The 21,073-nt window shown below is 74.2% G+C and carries 23 protein-coding genes; 12 read left to right on the forward strand and 11 right to left on the reverse strand.

Annotated elements, in window-relative coordinates; translation table 11 throughout:
• Window positions 1-12: 12 nt before the first annotated feature.
• Complete coding sequence (locus AB0K07_RS04125) at window positions 13-1,470, reverse strand: hypothetical protein (RefSeq protein ID WP_363750818.1); 1,458 nt, start codon at window positions 1,468-1,470, stop codon at window positions 13-15.
• 129 nt (window positions 1,471-1,599) lie between these two features.
• Between AB0K07_RS04125 and ndhC the strand changes: the two genes are divergently transcribed.
• Window positions 1,600-1,977 (forward strand): NADH-quinone oxidoreductase subunit A, encoded by a 378-nt coding sequence (gene ndhC / locus AB0K07_RS04130; RefSeq protein ID WP_109819197.1) that lies wholly within the window; start codon window positions 1,600-1,602, stop codon window positions 1,975-1,977.
• Window positions 1,978-2,044: 67 nt separating this feature from the next.
• On the opposite strand, the gene folP is transcribed toward ndhC, so the two are convergent.
• Window positions 2,045-2,914: a dihydropteroate synthase gene (folP, locus tag AB0K07_RS04135; protein ID WP_363750820.1), complete on the reverse strand. Its 870-nt coding sequence runs from the start codon at window positions 2,912-2,914 to the stop codon at window positions 2,045-2,047.
• Window positions 2,915-3,068: 154 nt separating this feature from the next.
• On the opposite strand from folP, the gene AB0K07_RS04140 reads away from it, so the two are divergent.
• From AB0K07_RS04140 to AB0K07_RS04155, 4 genes are all read left to right on the forward strand, one after another.
• The gene (locus AB0K07_RS04140) at window positions 3,069-3,668 is read left to right on the forward strand and encodes a DivIVA domain-containing protein (RefSeq protein WP_363750822.1); all 600 of its coding nucleotides are present in this window, start codon (window positions 3,069-3,071) and stop codon (window positions 3,666-3,668) included.
• Entirely contained in the window at window positions 3,665-4,162 is a 498-nt protein-coding gene (locus tag AB0K07_RS04145; protein ID WP_363750824.1) for an SRPBCC family protein, read from the forward strand. Before AB0K07_RS04140 ends, AB0K07_RS04145 begins: the two co-directional genes overlap by 4 nt.
• A 99-nt stretch (window positions 4,163-4,261) precedes the next feature.
• Window positions 4,262-4,843 (forward strand): DNA-3-methyladenine glycosylase I, encoded by a 582-nt coding sequence (locus tag AB0K07_RS04150; RefSeq protein WP_363750826.1) that lies wholly within the window; start codon window positions 4,262-4,264, stop codon window positions 4,841-4,843.
• A gap of 13 nt (window positions 4,844-4,856) precedes the next feature.
• Window positions 4,857-5,480 (forward strand): hypothetical protein, encoded by a 624-nt coding sequence (locus AB0K07_RS04155; RefSeq protein WP_363750828.1) that lies wholly within the window; start codon window positions 4,857-4,859, stop codon window positions 5,478-5,480.
• Here AB0K07_RS04155 and AB0K07_RS04160 read toward each other — a convergent pair.
• From AB0K07_RS04160 to AB0K07_RS04175, 4 genes are read right to left on the reverse strand one after another with little or no spacing between them, the layout of a single operon-like run.
• Window positions 5,477-6,718: a DUF1501 domain-containing protein gene (locus tag AB0K07_RS04160; protein ID WP_363750830.1), complete on the reverse strand. Its 1,242-nt coding sequence runs from the start codon at window positions 6,716-6,718 to the stop codon at window positions 5,477-5,479. The two genes, AB0K07_RS04155 and AB0K07_RS04160, sit on opposite strands and share 4 nt — an antisense overlap.
• 16 nt (window positions 6,719-6,734) lie before the next feature.
• Window positions 6,735-8,033: a DUF1800 domain-containing protein gene (locus AB0K07_RS04165; RefSeq protein ID WP_363750831.1), complete on the reverse strand. Its 1,299-nt coding sequence runs from the start codon at window positions 8,031-8,033 to the stop codon at window positions 6,735-6,737.
• Between the two features lie 58 nt (window positions 8,034-8,091).
• Window positions 8,092-8,883 (reverse strand): enoyl-CoA hydratase-related protein, encoded by a 792-nt coding sequence (locus AB0K07_RS04170; RefSeq protein WP_363750832.1) that lies wholly within the window; start codon window positions 8,881-8,883, stop codon window positions 8,092-8,094.
• 4 nt (window positions 8,884-8,887) lie between these two features.
• Complete coding sequence (locus AB0K07_RS04175; protein WP_363750833.1) at window positions 8,888-9,706, reverse strand: PaaX family transcriptional regulator C-terminal domain-containing protein; 819 nt, start codon at window positions 9,704-9,706, stop codon at window positions 8,888-8,890.
• Window positions 9,707-9,896: 190 nt separating this feature from the next.
• Between AB0K07_RS04175 and AB0K07_RS04180 the strand changes: the two genes are divergently transcribed.
• Both AB0K07_RS04180 and AB0K07_RS04185 read left to right on the forward strand, forming a co-directional pair.
• Window positions 9,897-10,064 carry a DUF3117 domain-containing protein gene (locus tag AB0K07_RS04180; RefSeq protein ID WP_007455245.1) on the forward strand — a complete coding sequence of 56 codons (168 nt, stop codon included), beginning with the start codon at window positions 9,897-9,899 and terminating at the stop codon, window positions 10,062-10,064.
• Window positions 10,065-10,211: 147 nt separating this feature from the next.
• Complete coding sequence (locus AB0K07_RS04185) at window positions 10,212-11,687, forward strand: leucyl aminopeptidase family protein (RefSeq protein WP_363751416.1); 1,476 nt, start codon at window positions 10,212-10,214, stop codon at window positions 11,685-11,687.
• A gap of 6 nt (window positions 11,688-11,693) precedes the next feature.
• On the opposite strand, the gene AB0K07_RS04190 is transcribed toward AB0K07_RS04185, so the two are convergent.
• Window positions 11,694-12,344, reverse strand: a complete 651-nt coding sequence (locus AB0K07_RS04190) for an O-methyltransferase (RefSeq protein ID WP_363751418.1) — start codon at window positions 12,342-12,344, stop codon at window positions 11,694-11,696.
• A 375-nt stretch (window positions 12,345-12,719) separates the two neighbouring features.
• On the opposite strand from AB0K07_RS04190, the gene AB0K07_RS04195 reads away from it, so the two are divergent.
• Both AB0K07_RS04195 and AB0K07_RS04200 read left to right on the forward strand, forming a co-directional pair.
• Window positions 12,720-14,060: a trypsin-like peptidase domain-containing protein gene (locus tag AB0K07_RS04195; RefSeq protein WP_363750834.1), complete on the forward strand. Its 1,341-nt coding sequence runs from the start codon at window positions 12,720-12,722 to the stop codon at window positions 14,058-14,060.
• Between the two features lie 76 nt (window positions 14,061-14,136).
• On the forward strand, window positions 14,137-14,559 hold the full coding sequence (locus AB0K07_RS04200; protein WP_363750835.1) for a preprotein translocase subunit TatB: 423 nt from the start codon (window positions 14,137-14,139) through the stop codon (window positions 14,557-14,559).
• Window positions 14,560-14,635: 76 nt separating this feature from the next.
• Here AB0K07_RS04200 and AB0K07_RS04205 read toward each other — a convergent pair whose 3' ends face one another.
• The 3 genes from AB0K07_RS04205 to AB0K07_RS04215 form a co-directional block, all read right to left on the reverse strand.
• Window positions 14,636-15,784, reverse strand: coding sequence for an Mrp/NBP35 family ATP-binding protein (locus AB0K07_RS04205; RefSeq protein WP_363750836.1), 1,149 nt, complete (start codon window positions 15,782-15,784; stop codon window positions 14,636-14,638).
• Between the two features lie 90 nt (window positions 15,785-15,874).
• Window positions 15,875-16,525: a DUF1003 domain-containing protein gene (locus AB0K07_RS04210; RefSeq protein ID WP_363750837.1), complete on the reverse strand. Its 651-nt coding sequence runs from the start codon at window positions 16,523-16,525 to the stop codon at window positions 15,875-15,877.
• Window positions 16,518-17,804 (reverse strand): CBS domain-containing protein, encoded by a 1,287-nt coding sequence (locus AB0K07_RS04215; protein ID WP_363750838.1) that lies wholly within the window; start codon window positions 17,802-17,804, stop codon window positions 16,518-16,520. Before AB0K07_RS04215 ends, AB0K07_RS04210 begins: the two co-directional genes overlap by 8 nt.
• A 33-nt stretch (window positions 17,805-17,837) precedes the next feature.
• Between AB0K07_RS04215 and AB0K07_RS04220 the strand changes: the two genes are divergently transcribed.
• Both AB0K07_RS04220 and AB0K07_RS04225 read left to right on the forward strand, forming a co-directional pair.
• Window positions 17,838-18,707, forward strand: a complete 870-nt coding sequence (locus tag AB0K07_RS04220; RefSeq protein ID WP_363750839.1) for a PhzF family phenazine biosynthesis protein — start codon at window positions 17,838-17,840, stop codon at window positions 18,705-18,707.
• Window positions 18,708-18,719: 12 nt separating this feature from the next.
• Window positions 18,720-19,250, forward strand: coding sequence for a hypothetical protein (locus AB0K07_RS04225; protein WP_363750840.1), 531 nt, complete (start codon window positions 18,720-18,722; stop codon window positions 19,248-19,250).
• A gap of 18 nt (window positions 19,251-19,268) precedes the next feature.
• On the opposite strand, the gene AB0K07_RS04230 is transcribed toward AB0K07_RS04225, so the two are convergent.
• Window positions 19,269-19,988, reverse strand: coding sequence for an HAD family hydrolase (locus AB0K07_RS04230; RefSeq protein WP_363750841.1), 720 nt, complete (start codon window positions 19,986-19,988; stop codon window positions 19,269-19,271).
• Between the two features lie 104 nt (window positions 19,989-20,092).
• Here AB0K07_RS04230 and AB0K07_RS04235 point away from each other — a divergent pair, with 104 nt between their 5' ends.
• The gene (locus tag AB0K07_RS04235) at window positions 20,093-21,052 is read left to right on the forward strand and encodes a DMT family transporter (RefSeq protein ID WP_363750842.1); all 960 of its coding nucleotides are present in this window, start codon (window positions 20,093-20,095) and stop codon (window positions 21,050-21,052) included.
• Window positions 21,053-21,073 lie beyond the last annotated feature (21 nt).

Here is a 21,073-nt window from a genome sequence, read left to right on the forward strand (position 1 = left end):
CGGTGTGGCGGGTCAGTCGGTGGGAATCGTGGTCGGCTCGGGCCCCGGGTCGGTGAGCCGGCGACGCAGCGAGGTGGTGGCCAGCGTGAGGGCCAGCACCACCAGCAGCGCGGAGACCGCGATCAGGATGACGGCGGTGCGCTGCACCGAGGTCATCCCGCCGCCGTCGGCGGAGCCCCCGGCGGGGAGCACGCCCTGCGAACCGGTGGGCGCCGGCGGGGAGACCACCGGGGTGGCCAGCGCGGCGGCCGCGGTGATCCGGAAGCTCATCTGCACCTGCCGGGTCGGGCCGCTGCGCGGGTCGAGCTGGCCGATCACCGCGCCGGACAGCGGCGCCTCCCGCTGCGCCTGCGGGGTGGCCTCCACCGGTAGCCGCACCTCGGCGGTTCTGCCCGCCGCCAGGGTGCCGGCGTCGCACCGGGTGCGGGTCGGGTCGACCGCCACGCAGCCGGCCGGTGGGGTCGGCACGGTCACCCCGGCCGGGAGGACCACCTCGACCCGGCCGGTCGCGTCCACCGTTCCGGTGTTGCCCAGCCGGACGGCGAGAGTGCTCACCGCGCCGCTGATGTCGAAGCTCACCTCGTCGGCGGCCAGCGCGATCCCGGGGACCGGTGGACCCGGCGGGAAGAGCACCGCGAAGCCCTGGTCGTCGGCCGCCTCGCCGGCCACGCCGGGTGCGGTCGCGGTGACCCGCACGGAGCCGCTCAGCGGCATCCGCTTCCAGGCGGTGCCGGCGACCCGCAGCCGGAGCAGGCTGCTGAACCGTGCGCCCGCCTCGGCCGTCCAGGCTCCGCAGCGGTAGGCGCCGCCACCGGCGGTGGTGCAGCCCTTCGTGCCGGCGTCGGTCAGCCCGGCGGGCAGGGTGTACGAGAGCCGGATCCGCTGGGCGGAAGTGCCGGTGTTCCGCACCGTGACCCGCAGCGTGGTGGCCGTGCTGGCCGCGTTCCAGTACGCCCCGGTGAGGGTGACGTCCTCGGTGGTGACCTGCACGCCGAGCGGGTTCGGCGGCGGCGCCTCCGCGCCCGGTGCAGGTGGCCGGACCGGGGGTGCCGACGGCACCGGGGGCGCCGGTGGCCCGGGCGTGGGCGGCCGGGTGGTGCTGCCCGGCGCGGGCGCGGTGGTCGTCGGCGCCGGCGGGACGTCCGGCGCGCTGGTCTGCGGGGCCGGCGGCGTCGTCTCCGGCGGCGGTGCGGTGGTCTCCGGGGCCGGGTCGGTCGGCAGGGGATCTCCGCTCGGCTCCTCGGTCGGGGTGGGCTCCTCCGCCGGGGTGGTCTCGGGGCCCGGCTCGGGTTCGGTCACCGGGTCGCTCTCCGCCGCGATCGGAGTGGCGTCCGGCGACGCCGCGCTGGCCCAGGTCGGCGCCACGGCGAGCGCCGCGAGCAGACCGAGCGCGAGAGAGGTCGCCAGCAGGTGCGTCGTAGGACGCCGCTTGGCCGCCCGGGAGCCGGGCGATACCTGCAAGCTGGCCATCTGTCCTCCGGTGGCGTGGGTGGGCATCCAGTATTCGGTAACAGTTGCCTTGGAGCACTAGTCCCATTCGGAAACAAATCCGTAACGTGTTCGGGACGGCCGTTCGGCGCGGACGGTAGGCTCCCGGACGTGACCGGTTACCTGGGCTCGTACGCGACGCTCGGGCTCTTGCTGCTCGCCAGCGTCCTGTTCTTTGTTACGGCGTTCTCAGCCAATCGGGTGTTACGTCCTGCCCGTCCGGCCGATCCGCACGGCAAGCGGACCAGCTATGAGTGCGGGCTCGACCCGGTCGGCGCGGACTGGGCCCAGATGCAGATCCGCTACTACGTCTACGCCTACCTCTACGTCCTCTTCGCGGTCGAGGCGGTGTTCCTCTTCCCCTGGGCGGTGGTCTTCGACCGGCCGGGCTTCGGCCTGGTCACGGTGGTGGAGATGGCGGTGTTCGTGGCGGTGCTCGCACTGGGCATCCTCTATGCCTGGCGTAGGAACATCCTGCGCTGGACCTGACCGTCCGGTCCCCCGGCGATCGTGCCGGTCCGCCCGACCGTTCGCGGCGGGGTGTCGCGACGACCGGTCAGGCCAGGCCCCGCCGGGTCGCCGCGGGCGGTCGGTCACCGCGGATCGAGGCCACCATGTCCAGCACCCGGCGGGTGGGCGCGACCTGGTGGGCCCGGAACACCCGGGCACCGAGCCAGGCGGAGATCGCCGTCGCGGCGAGCGTCCCCTCCAGCCGTTCGGCCACCGGCAGGTCCAGCGTCTCGCCGACGAAGTCCTTGTTGGAGAGCGCCACCAGCAGCGGCCAGCCGGTCCCGGTCAACTCGTCCAGCCGACGGGTGATCTCCAGGGAGTGCCGGGTGTTCTTACCGAAGTCGTGTGCCGGGTCGATGAGGATGCCGTCGGGGCGTACCCCCGCCGCCACCGCGCGCTCGGCGAGCCCGGTCACCGTCGTGACCACGTCGGCGACCACGTCGTCGAAGGCGGCCCGGTGCGGCCGGGTCCGCGGGACCAGCCCGCCGGCGTGCGAGCAGACCAGGCCGGCGCCGGTCTGCGCGGCGACCCGGGCCAGCGCCGGGTCGGCGCCCGACCAGGTGTCGTTGAGCAGGTCGGCGCCGGCCGCCACGGCCTCCACGGCAACCTCGGCGCGCCAGGTGTCGATGGAGATCACCACGTCGGGGAACGCGGCCCGGACGGCGGCGATGGTGTCCACCGTGCGCCGTATCTCCTCGGCGACGTCCACCTCCGCGCCGGGGCCGGCCTTCACCCCGCCGATGTCGATGATCGCCGCGCCCTCGTCCACGGCCCGTTCGACCGCGCGCAGGGCGCTGTCGGCGGCGAAGGTGGCGCCGCGATCGAAGAACGAGTCCGGCGTGCGGTTGACGATCGCCATCACCACCAGCTCGCCGGGGGCGAACGTCCGCCCACCGAGCCGAAGCGCCCCGGCCATGCCGCCTCCTGACAGTCCGCACCGTCGCCGCCGCGCCGGCCGGTCCCGACGCTAGCCGGTCGGCCGGGCGGGACGCCGGGCGGCGTCGGCGCTGATCGTGATCGGGGTGGGTGGCGGGCTCGCTCACGGCCGGTCGCCATGCCACGATCAGTGCATGGGTCAGCTTCTGCTCCTCCTGGTCGTGGCATTGACTGTCGCGGCGGTGGTATTCGGCGTGACGGTGCTGGTCAGCGGCCGTGATCCCGGCCTGGCACCCGCCGAGCCCGATTCGCAGGCCGTGCCATTGCCGGGCATGCGGCCGTTGCGCGAATCCGATGTGGGTGCGGTCCGTTTCGACACCGGGCTGCGGGGGTACCGGATGGCCCAGGTCGATCAGGCGATGCGCCGCGCCGCCTACGACATCGGCTACAAGTCGGAGCTGATCGGCGTGCTGGAGGCGGAGGTCACCGCGTTGCGTGAGGGACGCACCGCCGACGCGGACGCGCTGCGCCAGGCCCGTGAGCAGTCCGCGGGCGCCGCGACGGACGAGGGTGCGGCCGCTCAGCAGGTCGAACAGCCGGGCGACGGCGCCGGATCCGGCGCTGCCCCGGTCGGTTCGGCCGCCGCGGGCCCGCTGCCCGGCGCCACCTCCTCTCCGGCGGACTCCGACGGCGTGGCCCCTGCCCTCGAGCCGCCCGACCGCGAACAGACCGACGGTGAGCCGACCGCCGGCACCGGACAGCAGGGCGCGGTGGTTCGGTCGGAGTCGGCGTGACCGACCCGGGGGGCGCCGACGATCTCCGCGAGGCCGCCCAACCCGGTGCCGGCGAGGTGACCGCCACGGTGGTCGTCAACGCCCCGGCGGAGCGGGTCTTCGCCGCGCTGCTGGCCTGGGAACGGCAGTCCGACTGGATCCCGTTCACCCGCCTGCGGGTGGTCGAGGGCGATGGCCGGGAGGGCAGCCTGATCGAGGCGGTGACCGCGCTCGGCCCGGTGGTGCTGCGCGACGAGATGCGGGTGGTCCGGGTCGACGAGCCGTACGAGATCGGCGTCGTGCACTGCGGCCGGCTGCTGCGCGGCCCGGGTGTGCTGCGCTGCACCCAGATGGACCGGGCGCGCACCCAGGTGGTCTGGCACGAGTGGTTCCACCTGCCGGGCGGTCCGGCCGGCCGGCTGGCGTGGCCGGTGCTCTGGCCCGGCTCCAAGGTCAGCCTCACGCAGGCGCTGAAGAGGTTCGCCCGTCTGGTCGAGCAGGGCCGGCTGCCCTGACCACGCTCCGCGGGCGGCTGCCGGCCGGCGCGTGGGACAGCCCAGCGGCCGGTCGGCGGCGGCAGTGGGCTGTCGGCGGCATGGCCTAGCGTGTACGAGGTGACTGACCTGGTGATCGGCGCCGACGGGCTGCCACGCTGCGCCTGGGGGTCGAGCACCCCCGACTACGCCGTCTACCACGACACCGAGTGGGGGCGGCCGCTGCACGGCGACGACGCGCTCTACGAGCGGATGACCCTGGAGGCCTTCCAGTCCGGCCTGTCCTGGCTGACCATCCTGCGCAAGCGCCCGGCGTTCCGGCTGGCCTTCGACGAGTTCCGGATCCCGACCGTCGCCGGCTACGGCGACGCCGACGTGACCCGGCTGCTCGCCGACGCCGGCATCGTCCGCAACCGGGCCAAGATCGAGGCGGCGATCGCCAACGCCCGCGCCGCGCTGGAGCTGCCCGACGGGCTGTCCGCGCTGCTCTGGTCCTTCGCCCCGGAGCCCCGGCCGGCCCGCCCCGCCTCGTTCGCCGAGCTCGCGCCGATCACCCCCGAGTCGACGGCAATGGCCAAGGCGCTCAAGAAGCGTGGCTTCCGGTTCGTCGGCCCGACCACCGCGTACGCCCTCATGCAGGCCACCGGCATGGTCGACGATCACATCGTCGGCTGCCATGTCACGCTGCCACCGGCGGCGTGATGGGATGGCAGGCATGACGACCGAGACCGTGCACCGGGCCGGCGAGGCCGGGCACGCCGACGGGACAGGCACCTGGGCGGTGCTGCTGCCCGCCGAGCGGTACGAGGCCGAACGGCTCGTGCACCACGACACGCTGGAGCTGACCGGGCTGTCCGACGTCAGCCGGCCGGGCCCCGGTGACCGGGTGGCCGTGCTGGCCGACGCGCCGCCCCGGCTGGTGGCGCTCGGCCGGGTCACCGCCCCGGTCCAACGGCACCGGGAAGACCCGGACGACCCGCAGTCCCCGGTCGAGCCCGGGGCGCTCGTCGTTGCGTACACCCGACGGGCCTTTGACGAGCCGGTGCCGGCCGACCGGCTGACGCTCGACGGGCCGCTCACCGCGCTGGACCCGGCGGCCTTCCGGGCGCTGGCCGACCGGCTCGGCCCGCCCCCGGCGCGACGCACCTGGCTGGTCAGCCTCGACCTGCCGATCGAGGCTGGCACGCCGGCCGAGGCGGTCCGGCTCTTCTGGTCCTACGTGCAGGAGCTGGGGCCGCGCGAGCTGCCCGCCTTCGTGTCGCCCTCCGGGGACGAGCTGGCCATGCAGGCGTTCGTGCTGGGCGCCGAGGCCAACCAGGATCCGGAAGAGGACGACTAGAACAAACCGCCCAGCCGTCCCCGCCAGTCGGCGAGCACCGGGCCCGGGTCGGTGTCCAGCACCCGCTCCAGCAGCGTGGCGTAGACGTCCCGGAAGTCGGTGGTGTATTTCAGGTCCCCGTCGTCGAGGTCGGTGAGGCTGGGCGCCGCACCGTGCCAGCCGCCGCGCACCCCGGCACCGAGCAGCAGCATGTCCGAGGCGGTGCCGTGGTCGGTGCCGTCCGAGGCGTTGGCTCGGACGCGACGACCGAACTCCGAGTAGACCGCCACGACTACCTTCCGGCCTGCCTCTGTACGACTCATCCGGTCGGCGAACCCGGTCAACGCCCGGTCCAGTTGACCCAGCAGGACGGCCTGCAACTGCTTCTCGTCGGCGTGCGTGTCGAACCCGCCCAGCGACACCGAGAAGACCCGGGTGGACACCTCGGCCTCGACACACTGCGCGACCAGGTCCAGCTGCGCATCCAGCGGCGTCCGTGCCCCGCCGGTGGCCGTCGCCGGCGCCTGCTCGCCGTCCGGGTCCGCCGCGTCCGTTTCCGCGGAGTCGCGGACCTGCCGGATCATCTCGTCCACCGAGCGCAGGTCGGCGAAGCAGGCGGCGGCACGGCTGCGGGCTGCCGACTCACCCGCCTCAGGGGCGGCGAACGCGGTCAGCGTTTCCGCTGGCAGCCCCCTGGCGGCCTTCCGGTCGGTCACCGGCACCGCGGCGCCCGCGCTCCGCATCCCGGCCAGCAGCGGCGGTAGCGCCGGCTCGAAGGAGACAGCCAGCCTCGGATCCCCACCCGACTGGTCCAGCCAGCGCCCCAGCCAGCCGGTGTTGCCCGGCCGGTCCGGCTGCGCGGTCTGCCAGATGTCCATCGACCGGAAATGGCTGCGGTCCGGCTTCGGGTAGCCGATCCCCCGCACGATCGCCAACCCACCGCCTGACCAGCGCTGGTGCAGTCCAGCCAGCGCCGGGTTGAGGCCGAAGTCGTCGTCCAACCGCCGCACCTCGCCGTCCGGGTACGCCAGCTCGGGGCGGGCCGCCCGGTAGGCGGGGTCGCCGTACGGGATGATGGTGTTTAGGCCGTCGTTGCCGCCGTAGAGGGTGACCAGCACCAGCGTGCGGGACTGCGGATCGCGGTCCCCGGCGGTGTCCAGCAGGTCCCGAAGGCTGTACGCACCGGCTCCGGCGGCGAGCGCGCCCGCGCCGACCACCCCGCTGGTGAGCAGGAACTTCCGTCGGGTCAGGGTGTCCATCGATCGACTCCTCCGCTCAGCTGACGGTGTACTCGGGACTGACCAGGCCGGCGGCCAGCAGCTTCCGGGGCTCGCCGGCGAGCGGGGTGAGGGCGGCCCGGGTCCGGGCACCCCATCCGTCGACCACCAGCAGCCGGGCCAGGGCGTCCGGCCGGCCGTCGGCGGGCGCGGCGGTCAGCCGGGCCAGCACGGCTGGTGCCGTGGCGGCGGCCAGCATCCCGGCCGTCCGGAGTCGGGCCTGCAGTGACGAGGTGGTCAGCCAGGCGGCCCCGGCCGGCCAGCCGCCCACGCTCGGCGGTCGTAGCGGCACCTGGTCCAGCGCGTTCAGGCCGGCCAGCAGTTGTTTGCGTTGCTGCTCCGGCAGCGTCGCGGGTCGGATGCCGAGTTGCCGCAGCGCACCGACCACCCACTCCACCGGCTGCTTGACCAGGGTCCCCCTGGTCTGGGCGAAGGCTGGCGACGAGAAGAGCGTGCGGAGGATGGCGACGGTGTCGGTACCGGCCAGGCCGGTCGGCGCCGGGACGTCGGTGCCGGCGTAGCGGAACCAGAGCCGGCCGGCCACGAACGTCGCCGCCGCGGGCTGGGCGGCCAGCAGCCCGGCGTACGCCTGGGCGTCGAACCGGGCGCTGTGCCCGAGGATGGTCTTCTCTCCGGGGTCGTGCCGGCGAGCCTCGAAGCGGGCGTCGCCGGTGCGCCGGTCCACCACCCAGCCGGTCAGCGCCCGCGCGCCGGCCTTCACGTCGGCCTCGGTGTAGCCCCCGATGCCGAGGGTGAACAACTCCATCAGCTCGCGGGCCAGGTTCTCGTTCGGTGCCTTGCGGGTGTTCTTCTGCCCGTCCAGCCAGAGGATCAGGGCCGGGTCGCGCACCATCGCGGCGACCAGTGGGCCCAGCGGTCCGCGCCCGTGGCGGCGCAGCGTCTCCAACTGGCCCAGCATCAGGTGGGCGGACTTGACCTTCTGCGCGCTTGTCGCCCAGTGCCCGTGCCAGAAGAAGAGCAGCTTCTCGGTCAGCCCGTCCTCGGCCGCCACCATCCGCTCCAACCACCAGAGGGTCAGCCGCTGGAGCTGCTCCCGGCGCTCCGCGTTGGCCTGCTGCCGCTGCTCGCGGGTGGACTCCTTGGTCAACGCCGCGTAAGGGTCCGGGGGCAACGCCGGGACCGGGGTGGCGATCGCACCCCGGTCCGCACGGTTCGGGTTCAGGAGGGCGTCCAGGGTGGCTGCCGGCCCGGCCCGCTCGGCCGCGTCCACCTCGTCGGCGGTCGGCCCGAAGGTGGCCCGGCGCAGCAGGTGTGCCACCGCTTCACGATCGGTCATGTGGCTGACGCTAGGCCGCCCGTGTTCGAGGACGGTAAGGGCGGGATGCGGATCGCGTTCAGTGGCCCTCGAAGATCGGCTTCTGCTTCGCGACGAAGGCGAGGGTGGCCGCCCGGTGATCGGCGGTGGCGCCGCAGATGGACTGCGCCTGCGCCTCGGCGGCCAGCGCGTCGGCGAGGGTGCCGGCGTCGGCGATGGAGAGCTGCCGCTTGATCGCCCCGTAGGCGACGGTGGGGCCGGCGGCGAGGCGGGCGGCCAGCTCCTGCGCGGTCGGCAGCACCTGCTCGTCGTCGTCCACCAGGCGGTTGAGCAGGCCCAACCGGCAGGCCTCCTCGGCGCGTACCGGCTCGGCCAGCATCAGCAGCTCCACCGCCTTGGCGTGACCGACCAGCCGCGGCAGCGTCCAGGACGCGCCGGTGTCGGCGGCGAGGCCGACCTTGGCGAAGGCCATCAGGAAGCTGGTGGTCGGGCCGCCGATCCGGATGTCGGCCAGGAAGGCGAGCGACGCGCCCGCCCCGGCGGCCATCCCGCGGACCGCGGCCACCACCGGCTTGGGCAGGTTGGCCAGCCGCGCGGCGATCGGGTTGTAGTGCGCCCGGACGGTGCCCAGCGGGTCGGTGGCGGTGTTCTCCAGCGTCGATACGTGCTCGCGCAGGTCCTGACCAGCGCTGAACGACCCACCCGCACCGGCCAGCACGACCGCCCGGCAGGACCGGTCGGTCTCCAGCTGCGCCAGGGTGTCCCGCAGCGCCTCCTTGAGCGCCACGTCGAGGGCGTTCATCGCGTTCGGCCGGTTCAGCGTGAGGGTGACGACGGCATCGGTCCGGTCGACCAGCAATGGCTCGGTCACGTGTTCAACGACCCTTCTGTCGGACGATGCGGTTGCCGGCGTCGAGGCACTGCTCGACGTACCGGTCGGCGGCCGGACGCAGGCGGGCCGCGTGCCGGTCGAAGAAACTGGCCGCGGCGGTGCCGGGCCAGCGCTCGGGCAGCAGCGCCGGGGGCAGCTGCGGGTCCCGGAACAGGAAGGTACGCCACGCGTGCACGAGCCGGAACCGGGCCGCGTACGCCTCCTCGTCGCTGCTGCGCGCGGTGACCGCCCCGAGCAGCGGGCGCTGGTCGGCGACGAACCGTTCGTAGGCGCGGCCGATCTCGGTCAGGTTCCAGGCCCGGCGGACCACGCCCATCGCTCCGGGGGTGCCGGAGAAGTGCGAGGCGGTGAACCGCTCGAACTGGACACCGGCTTCGGCGAGCAGCAGGTCGACGTCCTCGGCGGGCCGGGTCGCCACCCAGGTCTGCTCGTCGAGCGTGCCGTAGCCGAGGAAGCTGAGGTTGGCGGCGAGCCGCTGTCGGTCCCGGCGCGAGCCGGGGGCCTCCAGGACGAGCAGATCGAACCGGCCGTCCCAGCTGACCCGGCCGGTGCGGTAGATCCGGGCCGCCGCCTCGTCCAGCCGCCGGGCGGCTTTCGGTGTGATCGAATATCCCGGCCCGGATGCCAACCGGAGCGGGTCGAGCCAGCCCTGACGCACCATCCGGGACACGGCGGTGCGTACTGCCGGCGGCGCGATTCCCAACGGCGCCAGTAGCTTGACCAGGGCGGCGACCGGTGCGCGGCCACCCCTCGGCCGGAGGTGGTCGCCGTACAGGTCGAAGAGTGCCGACCGTGCCTGCATGACCGCACATTGTGACAGGCCTTCTCAAGATAAGCTAGATGCTGTTACATCAATGCTGCTCCGGTTTGGGTCCGGCGGTGTTCATCAGGGAAAATCGTTGGTCGACACCCCCGCGACCGTTGCGGGTGGTCGTGACGAAGTGGCTGTGGGGCAACCCACCGACCCTGGTGTAGGTCTGAGGGGAGACAACATGGCGGCGATGAAGCCGCGGACGGGCGACGGTCCGCTGGAAGTCACCAAGGAGGGCCGGGGCATCGTGATGCGGGTCCCGCTGGAGGGCGGTGGCCGGCTCGTCGTCGAGATGACTCCCGACGAGGCCAACGCGCTCGGTGACGCGCTGAAGGCGGCTGCCGGCTGAGTGAGGAGTGGTCCGGACGGCGTACACCGCCCGGGACGTTCCTCGGTCCCTGAGCCACCGGCATCGCCGGTGGCTCAGGGTCTTCATCTGCGCGGACAGGCGGGTCTGGTCCCGCTCCGCGACATTTTTCTGGAGGTGCGGTTCCGCGTGCTCGCCATCCGTCCGCTCGCCGAGCCCGACCGGCTCGACGTCCTCATCCTGCCCGTCCGTCCCGTCGATCCGGCGGCGGACGGCGACGCCTCCGTCGAGCCGGTGCCGACCGCCGTGGCACTGCCGGACGGCGTCGCCGAGGAGGCCGCCGCGCTGGTGCCGGTCGCCCGGCTGACCGGCCGGGCCGGTGAGACCCGCACCCAACTGCGCCCGGGGCGTACCCCGGGCCGGCTGCTGCTGCTCGGTGTCGGCGACGGCGGTGAGGCGGCCTGGCGGACCGCTGGCGCGGCCCTGGCCCGCGCCGCCGTGGATGAGACGCAGATCACCCTCGCGCTGCCGGCGGACGTGACGCCGGCCGCCGTCCGTGGGTTGACCGAGGGGCTGCTGCTCGCCTCGTACCGGTTCCGGCTGACCGAGGCCGGCGACCCGCCCGCGCTCGTCGGCGTCGACCTGCTGCTCGCCGACCCGGCCGCCCACGAGGCGACCGTCGCCACCGCCCGCACCACCGCCGCGATGACCCGCCTCGCGCGCGACCTGACCAACACCCCCTCCTCGGTCAAGAACCCCGAGTGGTTCGCCGACCAGGTGGCCTCCGCCGCGGCCGACCTGCCGGACCTGCGCCTGCGGGTCCGCGGTCCGGACGAGCTGGCCGCCGAGGGCTTCGGGGGGATCCTCGCCGTGGGCGGCGGCTCGGCCAGCGGCCCCCGCCTCGTCGAGCTGGACTGGCACCCGGCCGACGCGCGTACCCACGTCGTGCTGATCGGCAAGGGCATCACCTTCGACACCGGCGGAATCTCGATCAAGCCGGTGCCGGCGATGAAGCTGATGCGCAAGGACATGGCCGGCGCGGCAGCGGTCGTCGCCGCCACCCTCGGCGCCGCGACGCTGCGGTTGCCGGTCCGGGTCACCACGCTGGCGCCACTGGCCGAGAACATGGTCAGCGGCTCGGCGTTCCGCCCCGGCGACGTCGTCCGGCACTACGGCGGGACGACCAGCGAGACGACCAACTCCGACGCCGAGGGTCGGCTGGTCCTCGCCGACGCGCTGGCGTACGCGGTGCGGGAGCTCGCGCCGGACCTGCTGCTCGACCTGGCGACCCTCACCGGGGCCAACGCGGTGGCGTTGGGGAAGCGGACCGCCGCCCTGTACAGCGAGAACGACGAGCTGGCCGCCGATGTGCTGGCCGCGGCCGAGGCGGCCGGCGAGGCGGCCTGGCGGATGCCGCTGCACACCGACTACGTCGAGTACCTGGGCAGCGAGGTCGCCGACCTGTACAGCGCGCCGGCTCAGGGCGCGGGGTCGGTGCTGGCCGCGCTCTACCTGCGCGAGTTCACCGGTGAGCTGCGGGACCGCTGGCTGCACCTGGACATGTCCGCCCCGTCCTGGGCGGACGGCGACCACGCCGAAGTCAGCCGCGGTGCGACCGGCTGGGGCGTGCGCTCGCTGCTGCGCTGGCTGGCCAGCGTCGACTGAGCGGGCTCAGCACTTCACGGCGGCGAGCACCCCGTGCCCGACCGGGAGCAGCGCGGGGATCCAGTGCTCGGACTCCCGCACCGCCTTGATCGTCTCGCGGACCGTCACCGTCTCCGCGTCCCGGGCGGCCGGGTCACCGATCCGGCCGCCGGCCAGCATGCCGTTGAGTGCGAGCACGCCCCCCGGGCGCAGCAGCCGTAGCGCGGCCTCCACGCAGGCGTGGAAGCCGGTCGCCTCGGCGTCCACGAAGACCAGGTCGTACGCGCCGTCGGCGAGCCGGGGCAGCACGTCCAGGGCGCGACCGGTGATGATCCGCGTGCGACCGGCGGCGAAGCCGGCCTCGTTGAAGATCCGCCGGGCGATCCGCTGGTGCTCCACCTCCACGTCGATGGTGGTGAGCACGCCGTCCGCGCGCATGCCGCGCAGCAGCCACAGGCCACTCACCCCGGTGCCGGTGCCGATCTCCACCACCGCGCGGGCGTTGCCGGCTGCGGCCAGCAACCGCAGCGCCGCTCCGGCGCCGGGGGTGACCGCGTCGAGGCCCACCTCGTGGGCCAGGCTGCGGGCGGTACGCAGGACGAGATCCTCGGTGACGTACGACTCGGCGAACTGCTGAGCCTGGGTCGTCGAACTGCCGGAACCGGCGACCGTGGCGATGGGGCACCTCCGGGGGCGGTGCGTGGTGCGGGGGCGGGTTGGCACTGTGAGCGTAGAGGCGACCGTCGCGCGGCGCAGCCGCGCCTCCGCCCTCGACGATCACCGGGGGCAACCGCTGACTCCACCGCGTGCATCCGTGCAATCCTGGAGGCGGTATCCCGTCAGCCGCGACCGCGCCGGTCGGTGGCCGGACGACGCGGCGCGGGATCCGGGGACGGACTGGGAGGCACCGACGTGACCGACGGCTGGGACTGGCGCCGGGGCGGTGAGACTCCGGCTCCGGCACGACCGCCCGGGGCAGAGGCCCCGCCGGCGGGGTCGCCGACCGCGCCGGGGGCCGGCAGCGTGCCCGCGGCGTCACCTGGCGGCGCATCGATGGCCGGGAGCCCGCCAGCGGGCTCCTCGGCCACGCCGACGGCGGGTACGCCGTACGGCGGGGCGCCGGCCACCTGGCCGGCGACGACCGCGCCGCCGGCGACCGGGCCGGCATCGACCGCGTCGCCGAGCGTCCCCGGCACATCGCCCTGGTGGTCCGACGCGCTCGCCGATCCGTGGCGGGATCCGGCGGCGCCGGCCGCGGTGGTGGTGCCCGGTGTGGTGGCGGCGGGCACCGAGCCGGAGCCGGTCACCGATCCGGACGCGCCGGGCCGGCCGACGTTGCGGCACCTGCTGCTCATTCCGGTGATCACCGCGCTGCTGGCCGGCACCCTCGGCGGCGCGCTGGGCTACGCGTTCGCGGTGCGCGGCGGGGCCGCCGGGACGGTGCTCGGCGCCGCGCCGGCGCCGCCTCCCGCGTTGGCCCAGCGCAAGCCGGAGTCGCTGGCCGGGGTGGCTGAACGGGTCCTGCCCAGCGTGGTGACCGTCCGGGTGAGCAGCCTCGGCGGGACGAGCGAGGGCTCCGGCTTCATCGCCAGCGCCGACGGGCACGTGATCACCAACGACCACGTGGTGGCCGGCGGCAGCGGCAAGGCCTCGGTGGTCTTCAACGACGGCAGCACCGCCGCGGCGACGATCGTCGGTCAGGACCCGGAGTCGGACATCGCGGTCATCAAGGTGAGCCGGACGGGGCTGCGGCCGGTGGAGTTCGGCGACTCCGATGCGCTGGCCGTCGGCGACCCGGTGCTCGCCATCGGCTCACCGCTCTCGCTGGCCAACACGGTCACCGCCGGCATCGTGAGCGCCCTGGACCGGACGATGCAGGCCGGCGAGCCGGGCGGTCCGGTGCGGTACTACGCGGCGATCCAGACCGACGCGGCGGTCAACCACGGCAACTCCGGCGGCCCGCTCGTCGACGGCGCCGGTCGGGTGGTCGGGGTGAACTCGACGATCAAGTCGTTGGTCGCGGAGGGGCAGGAGGCCGGCAACATCGGTCTCGCCTTCGCCATCCCGATCAACCAGGCCAAGCGGGTGACCCAGGACATCATCGGCACCGGCAAGGCCCGGCGCACGGTGATCGGCGCCCAGGTCGGCGGCCCGGGGGCGGGAGCCAGCGGCGGCGTACGGCTGGCCGCGGTGGAGCCGTCCGGTCCGGCGGCCGGCGCCGGACTGCGGGTCGGTGACGTGATCCTGAAGCTCAACGGCCGGCCGATGACCGAGCCGACGGATCTGATCGCCCTGGTCCGCAAGTTCGCGCCCGGCTCGGTGGTGACCGTCGAGTTCCGGCGTGGCGCCGACCGGCAGAACACCTCGGTCACCCTTGCCGCGGATGCCAAGTGAACAGCGGGTCACCCCCTGCCCGAAAGCCGTCCGACGTGCGTAGTCTTGCTGCTGACGCCGAGAGGAGGCCCGCGGGATGCTCGACAACCTGAACTGGTGGGAGATCGGTGCGCTGCTGCTCCTGGCGCTGCTGATCTTCGGTGACCGGCTGCCCGCCGTGATCACCGACGGCCTGCGGTTGGTGCGCAACCTGCGCAACATGGCCCGCAACGCCACCGGTGACCTGAGTCGCGAGCTGGGCACCGACATCCAGCTCGAGGATCTCCACCCGAAGGCCTTCATCCGCAAGCACCTCCTCAGCGAGGAGGACGAGGCGGCGATCCGCAAGCCGTTGCAGGGGGTCTACGACAACCTGCGCGCGGACGTCAGCGGTGTGCACAACGAGCTGAAGGACGTGGCGAACGCCGCGGACCCGCGGTCGAACGGAACCCGGTCCGGCACGGCCACCGGCACCCCGCCGGCGCCGGCTCCGCGAGCCAGCTACGACGACGCCACCTGACCCGGCGGGCCCGGGCCTCACCGGCCGCTTCACCCGCCGGCCAGGCGGCCGGCGGGTGACGTGATGGACCGGGCGGTCAGCGCCCGGCGGGCTTGAGGCCGAGCGGCTTGCCGAGCAGCGACTCACGGCGCACCGCGAGCCGGTCGGCGATCGTGCCGAGCGCCTGCGCGGCCGGCGACTCCGGCTCGGCCAGCACGATCGGGTTACCGGCGTCGCCGGCCTCCCGGACGCGGGTGTCCAGCGGGATCTGGCCCAGCAGCGGCACCTGCGCGCCGATGGTCCGGCTCAGCGACTCGGCGACCGCAGCGCCGCCGCCGGCACCGAAGATCTCCATCCGGGAGCCGTCCGGCAGCTCCAGCCAGGACATGTTCTCGATGACGCCGACCACCCGCTGGTGCGTCTGCAGGGCGATGGCACCCGCCCGCTCCGCCACCTCGGCGGCGGCGGCCTGCGGGGTGGTGACCACCAGGATCTCCGAGTTGGGCAGCAGCTGGGCCAGCGAGATGGCCACGTCGCCGGTGCCCGGCGGCAGATCGAGCAGGAGCACGTCCAGGTCGCCCCAGTAGACGTCGGCCAGGAACTGCTGCAACGCGCGGTGCAGCATCGGGCCGCGCCACACCACGGCGGCGTTGCCGGCGGTGAACATGCCGATCGAGATCACCTTCACGCCGTGCGACTGCGGCGGCATGATCATGTCTTCGACGCGGGTCGGCCGGCCGTCCGCGCCCAGCATCCGGGGCACCGAGTGGCCGTAGATGTCCGCGTCGACCACGCCCACGGAGAGGCCACGGGCGGCCAGCGCCGCCGCCAGGTTGACCGTCACGCTGGACTTGCCGACGCCACCCTTGCCGCTGGCCACGGCGTACACCCGCGTCCGCGAGCCGGGCTGGGCGAACGGGATGACCGGCTCCTCGCTGGCACCCCCGCCGCGCAGCTGCGACTGCAGCGACTGCCGCTGCTCGGGGCTCATCACACCGAAGTCGATCTCCACGCCGGTCACCCCGGGCACCGCGGCGACGGCGGCGGTGATGTCCGTGCGCAGCTTGTCCTTGAGCGGGCAGCCGGCGACGGTGAGCAGCAGCTCGACCCGTACGACGCCGCTGGCGCCGATCGTGGCGGAGCGGACCATGCCCAGCTCGGTGATCGGCCGGCGGATCTCCGGGTCGTTGACGGTGGCCAGGGCGGCCTGGATCGCGTCCTCGACGGTGCTGACGGGTGCTGACATGCCCGCAATGCTACGTCGCGGGGCATCCGCTCCAACCGCTGGCGGCGAACGGTGTGAGCGAATCGATGGCTCGCTCCCGGCCCCTCCGGGTCAGCCGTCCTGCGGGCGGGGCCCGGCGCCGTCCGGCCGGGTGTCGTGGGCGAAGTCGCCGTCCAGGTCGTCGCGGGGCTCGTCCAGCCCCGCGCCGTCGGTCGCCCGCTGGCTGCGCCGTTCCTGCCGGCTGTCCTTCTCCTGCTGGCGGCGCTCCAACCGTTGCCGGCGCTGCCCCGCCTCGTCCAGTTCCTCGGCCAGCCGGGTCAGCTCCGAGCGGAGGAAGTCGCGGGTGGCGACCTCGCCCAGCGCGATCCGTAGCGCGGCGATCTCCCGGGCCAGGTACTCGGTGTCCGCCTTCTGCGCGGTGGCCCGCCGCCGGTCCTCCTCCAGCGCCACCCGGTCCCGGTCGGCCTGCCGGTTCTGCGCCAGCAGGATCAGCGGCGCCGCGTAGCTGGCCTGCAACGACAGCACCAGGGTGAGGAACGTGAAGGTGTACGGGTCGAAGCGCAGGGGGGCCGGGGCCAGGGTGTTCCAGCCGAACCACAACGCGATCACCACCGTCATGACGACGATGAAGTTCGCGGTGCCCATGCCACGGGCGATGCCCTCGGACCACCTGCCGAACGCCTCGGCGTCGAACCGGGGCAGCTTGACGCCCCGGGGCTCGCGCGGCTGGTCGAGCCGCTCGGCCCGGCGCTGCTCAGCCATCCGCGCCGCCCAACGCCGCGTCGGTGGCGCCCGGCGCGGTCAGGGCATCCCGGTCGCGCCAGTCCCGGGGCAGGGAATGGTCCAGCACGTCGTCCACCGTGACGGCGCCGACCAGCCGGTTGTTCCGGTCGATCACCGGCATGGCGACCAGGTCGTAGGTGGCCATCCGCCGGGTGATCTCGGGCAGCGGGGTGGTGGGCCGCAGCGGGTCGATGTCGTTGACCACCACCTTGCCGAGCAGGTCGGCCGGCGGTTCGCGCAGCAGTGCCTGGAAGTGCACCATGCCCAGGTACCGGCCGGTCGGGGTGTTCTGCGGTGCCCGCGTGATGAACACCTGTGCGGCGACGGCGGGGGACAGCTGTGGTTCCCGGATCCGGGCCAGCGCCTCGGCGACGGTGGCGTCCGGCGGCATGATGACCGGCTCCGATGTCATCACGCTGCCCGCCGTGCCGGGCGTGTACTTGAGGAGCTGGCGTACCGGGTCGGCCTCGTCCGGCTCCATCAGGTCCAGGAGCACGTCCTGCTCCGGCGGGGGCAGCTCGTTGAGCAGGTCGGCGGCGTCGTCCGGGTCCATCTCCTCCAGCACGTCGGCGGCCCGTTCCCGGTCCAGCGCGGCCAGGATCTCCACCTGGTCGTGCTCCGGCAACTCGCTGAGCACGTCGGCCAGCCGCTCGTCGTCCAGCGCCGCCGCGACCTCGTTGCGCCGCGCGTCGGGCAGGTCCTGCAACGCGTTGGCCAGGTCGGCCGGGCGCATGTCCTCCAGTACGGCGAGCAGGTTCGCCGTACCCCGGTTGTCGGCGATGCCGCTGAGCCCGCGTACCCGGTCCCAGTCCACCTGGTGCAGGTGACCGCGGCGGGTGAGCCGGCCGGTCTGCTCGCGGACCGCGACCCGGGTGAGTGACCACTCACCGCCCCGGGCGCACTCCATGGCGACGTCGACCACGGTGCCGGGCTGGCCGCCCGGGTCGAGCTGCACCCGCCGGTCCAGCAGCTCCTGGAGCACCAGCAGCTCGTTCGGGCGCTTCTCGAAACGCCGCAGGTTGAGGGTGCCGGAGCCGAGCACGACCGCGTCCGCGTCGATGGAGGTGATCCGGTTGATGGACAGGAAGATCCGCCGACGCATCGGCATCTCGGCGACCAGGCCCACCACCTCCGGGGGACGCTTGGTCGCCCGCAGCCGGGCCACGGCGTCGCGAACCCGGCCCACCTGGTCGCCGTTCGGATCGAAGACGGCGACTCCGGCGAGGCGGGCGATGTAGACCCGGGTCGGCGTGCTCACGGGCACCAGCCTAAGCGCCTACTGTTTATCAACATGTCGACCTTGGCCTACGAGATCGTGGACGTCTTCACCGACCGCCCCTTCGCCGGCAACCCGCTGGCCGTGGTGTTCGGCGCGGAGGCGCTGGCCACGGAGCAGATGCAGGCGCTCGCGCTGGAGTTCAACCTCTCCGAGACGGTGTTCGTGCTGCCGCCGACCCGGGTCGGCGCCACCTACCGGGCACGTATCTTCACCCCGGTGGAGGAGTTGCCGTTCGCGGGGCACCCCAGCGTCGGCGCGGCGGTCACCGCGAGCCGGCGCGGGATGTTCGGTGTGGGGCAGGTCACCCAGGAGTGTGGCGCCGGGGTGCTGCCGGTCGAGGTGACCGCGTCCGGGGCGACGCTGACCGGTGGCAGCCCCACCCTCGGCCCCGAGCTGGACCCGGAACCACTGCTGGAGATCGCCGGGCTGACCCCGGACGACCACATCGGGCCCGCCCCACGGGTCGCCGGCTGCGGGTTGGAGTTCCCGTACCTGCCGGTGCGGCCGGAGTCGGTGGCCCGGGCCCGGGTGAACCCGGCGGCGGCGGAGCGGTACGGGGTGGCGCACGTCAGCGTCTTCTCCTGGGATCCGGCCGCGCAAACCGCACACGCCCGGGTCTTCGTGCCCGGCCTCGGCGTACCGGAGGACCCGGCGACCGGTTCGGCGGCGCTGGGTCTCGGTGTCTGGCTGGTGGCCAGCGGCCTGCTTCCCGGGGACGGGTTGTCCCGGTACGCGGTCCGCCAGGGTGTCGAGATGAACCGTCCGTCCGCACTGGCCTGCACGGTCACCGCCGACAACGGCGTGGTGGTCGGTGCGACGGTTGCCGGCCAGGTGATGCCGGTGGCCCGGGGTGAGATCGCCGTGCCACCCTTCGTGGGCTGACCGGCGGTGCCCATGCGGGACAATGCGGGTGTGACGGACGAGGACGCCCCCCGGGGCACGCCACTGGTCGACGAGGCGATGAAGAAGGCCGCGGTGGCCTGGGTCAGCGTGGCCGGCGGGCCGGCGCTGGCACTCTGGTGCGCCCCGCTGGAGGGCGCGCTGTTCGTGGTCAGCGGGCCGGGCGAGCAGGCGGCGCCGGGGCTGGCCGACGCGGCCGAGGCGCAGGTCACCCTGCGCGGCGACCACGGCGGCCGGATCGTCACCTGGCCGGCCCGGGTGACCCGGCTCCGACCGGGCACCGAGGCGTGGGACACCACGGTGCCGCTGCTGGCGGGAAAGCGGCTGAACGCGCCCGGCCCGACCGCCGACCTCGTGGCACGGTGGGCTGCCGACGGCTGCGCCGTGAACCGGCTCGCCCCGGCGGGTGAGCCGCTGACCGGCACCGACCTGCCCGCCGACGCGCAGGCCGAGACGCCGCGCGACACCCCGGCGGTCCGAGCGACCCGCAAGCCGTTCCGCCTGCACCGGGTCCGCCGACGCTGACCCGCCGCCCCGGCCCGGTCAGCCCGCCCGGCCGTCCACACCCATGCCGACGACCGCGGCGCCGGCCAGGCCGAGCACGTCGTGCAACGCGCCGAGCGTCGGGCCGCGCCAGTCGCGGTCGGCGTTGAAGACCATGTGTTCGGCCAGGTCGGGCGCGGCGAGTCGGACGGCGCTCATCCCGGCCCGCTCGGCGCCGGTCAACTCCTGGCTGCCGCCGTCGCCGACGTACAGGCAGTCGCGCGGCGCGAGCCCCAGCCGCCGGCAGGCGGTCAGGTAGAGCGCGGCGTCCGGCTTGCACCGTCCGACCTGCACCGAGTAGACCCGCACGTCGAGCAGCGGGGCGATCGCGAGTTGCGGCAGGAAGGCCGGCAGCTCGTGCGTACAGTCGCTGATCACGCCGGTGCGCAGGCCGCGCTGGCGCAGCGCCGCCAGCACGGGCACCGCGTCGGCCCGCAACCGGGTGTCCGCGCGGACCGCCCGGTGCCGGGAGGCCACCGCCGCGCGCACCGCACGGTCGCTGGGGTGTACGCCGGCCTGGGCGCACACCCACCGGAGCGTCGCCTCCGCGTTGCCGAACCGGCCGGTGGCCCGCTCGTAGTACGTGCGGTTCAGCACCTCGTTCAGCGTCTCGGTGGGGCAACCGAGCAGCTCGGCCGTGCCGAGGTGCGCGGCGCCGCGCTGCACGGAACGGGTCAGGGTGCCGAAGAAGTCGAACAGCACCGCCTGGTAGCTGGGCATGGGGAGCGCCTCCGGGCGGTCGAGGGTCGCCGGCGCGGACCCGCGTGATCGTAACGGAGTGCTGACGGTCTGTGTTGTCCGTGGTCGTGTGAGGATTGCTTCCCGTGCCCCCTTCCTCACACCGCCCGCCCCTGGATCCGCTGACCACCGGCGCGGTCGGCCTGGCCGTGGTCGCCGTGTCGTCGTCCGCACCGCTGATCGCGTACGCCGCCGCTCCCGCGCTGGCCATCGCCTTCTGGCGCAACCTGCTCGCGGTGGCCGTGCTGAGCCCGTTCTCGCTGGCCCGGCGCCGCGCCGAGTTCCGGGCGCTGGCCGGACGGGCGGGCCGGCGGGAGGGGCTGTACTGCGTGCTCTCCGGGGTCGCGCTGGCCGCGCACTTCGCCACCTGGATGCCGAGCGCCAAGCTCACCTCGGTCGCCACGGCCACCGCCCTGGTCGCCACCCAGCCGGTCTGGCAGGGGCTGATCGCCCGTGCCCAGGGGCGTCGGCTGCCTTCAGTGGTGTGGATCGGCATCGCGGTGGCGGTCGGCGGTGCGGTGATCGCCACCGGCGCGGACGTGGGCATCTCCGGGCGGGCCGTCCTCGGTGACCTGCTGGCGCTGGCCGGCGGCCTGTTCGCCGCCATCTACACCGCGTTCGGCGAGCGGGCCCGGGCCAGCATCAGCACCACCACGTACACCACCATCTGCTACGGGATCTGCGCGCTGATCCTGTTGGTGGTCTGCCAGGTCGGCGGAGTCCGGATGACCGGCTTCGACGGGCGGACCTGGCTGGCCATCCTGGCCCTGGTGGCCGGCGCGCAACTGCTCGGCCATTCCATGTTCAACTACGCCCTGCACCGGATTCCGGCGACCACGGTCAGCGTGCTGATCCTGCTGGAGGTGCCCGGCGCCGCGCTGCTCGCCTGGGTCTGGCTGGGTCAGCTGCCCCGCCCGTACGCGCTGCTGGGAATGGCGCTGCTGCTGGTCGGGGTGGCGGTGGTGGTGCTCGGCGGCGCCCGGGCCGGCCGCCGCGCCACGCCGCCCACCCCGCTCCCCGCCGACGCCGCCCCGTTGACGGACTGACCGCCCGCCGTGGCCAGCGAA

Source organism: Micromonospora sp. NPDC049301 (assembly GCF_040678715.1).
GTDB lineage: Bacteria > Actinomycetota > Actinomycetes > Mycobacteriales > Micromonosporaceae > Micromonospora.

Bases quoted from the DNA above. Each gene is read 5' to 3' on its own strand.
- AB0K07_RS04125 (WP_363750818.1), bottom strand. From the start codon at position 1,470: ATGGCCAGCTTGCAGGTATCGCCCGGCTCCCGGGCGGCCAAGCGGCGT.
- folP (WP_363750820.1), bottom strand. From the start codon at position 2,914: ATGGCCGGGGCGCTTCGGCTCGGTGGGCGGACGTTCGCCCCCGGCGAG.
- AB0K07_RS04140 (WP_363750822.1), top strand. From the start codon at position 3,069: ATGGGTCAGCTTCTGCTCCTCCTGGTCGTGGCATTGACTGTCGCGGCG.
- AB0K07_RS04155 (WP_363750828.1), top strand. From the start codon at position 4,857: ATGACGACCGAGACCGTGCACCGGGCCGGCGAGGCCGGGCACGCCGAC.
- AB0K07_RS04160 (WP_363750830.1), bottom strand. From the start codon at position 6,718: ATGGACACCCTGACCCGACGGAAGTTCCTGCTCACCAGCGGGGTGGTC.
- AB0K07_RS04165 (WP_363750831.1), bottom strand. From the start codon at position 8,033: ATGACCGATCGTGAAGCGGTGGCACACCTGCTGCGCCGGGCCACCTTC.
- AB0K07_RS04175 (WP_363750833.1), bottom strand. From the start codon at position 9,706: ATGCAGGCACGGTCGGCACTCTTCGACCTGTACGGCGACCACCTCCGG.
- AB0K07_RS04180 (WP_007455245.1), top strand. From the start codon at position 9,897: ATGGCGGCGATGAAGCCGCGGACGGGCGACGGTCCGCTGGAAGTCACC.
- AB0K07_RS04195 (WP_363750834.1), top strand. From the start codon at position 12,720: ATGGCCGGGAGCCCGCCAGCGGGCTCCTCGGCCACGCCGACGGCGGGT.
- AB0K07_RS04200 (WP_363750835.1), top strand. From the start codon at position 14,137: ATGCTCGACAACCTGAACTGGTGGGAGATCGGTGCGCTGCTGCTCCTG.
- AB0K07_RS04205 (WP_363750836.1), bottom strand. From the start codon at position 15,784: ATGTCAGCACCCGTCAGCACCGTCGAGGACGCGATCCAGGCCGCCCTG.
- AB0K07_RS04210 (WP_363750837.1), bottom strand. From the start codon at position 16,525: ATGGCTGAGCAGCGCCGGGCCGAGCGGCTCGACCAGCCGCGCGAGCCC.
- AB0K07_RS04220 (WP_363750839.1), top strand. From the start codon at position 17,838: ATGTCGACCTTGGCCTACGAGATCGTGGACGTCTTCACCGACCGCCCC.
- AB0K07_RS04225 (WP_363750840.1), top strand. From the start codon at position 18,720: ATGCGGGACAATGCGGGTGTGACGGACGAGGACGCCCCCCGGGGCACG.
- AB0K07_RS04230 (WP_363750841.1), bottom strand. From the start codon at position 19,988: ATGCCCAGCTACCAGGCGGTGCTGTTCGACTTCTTCGGCACCCTGACC.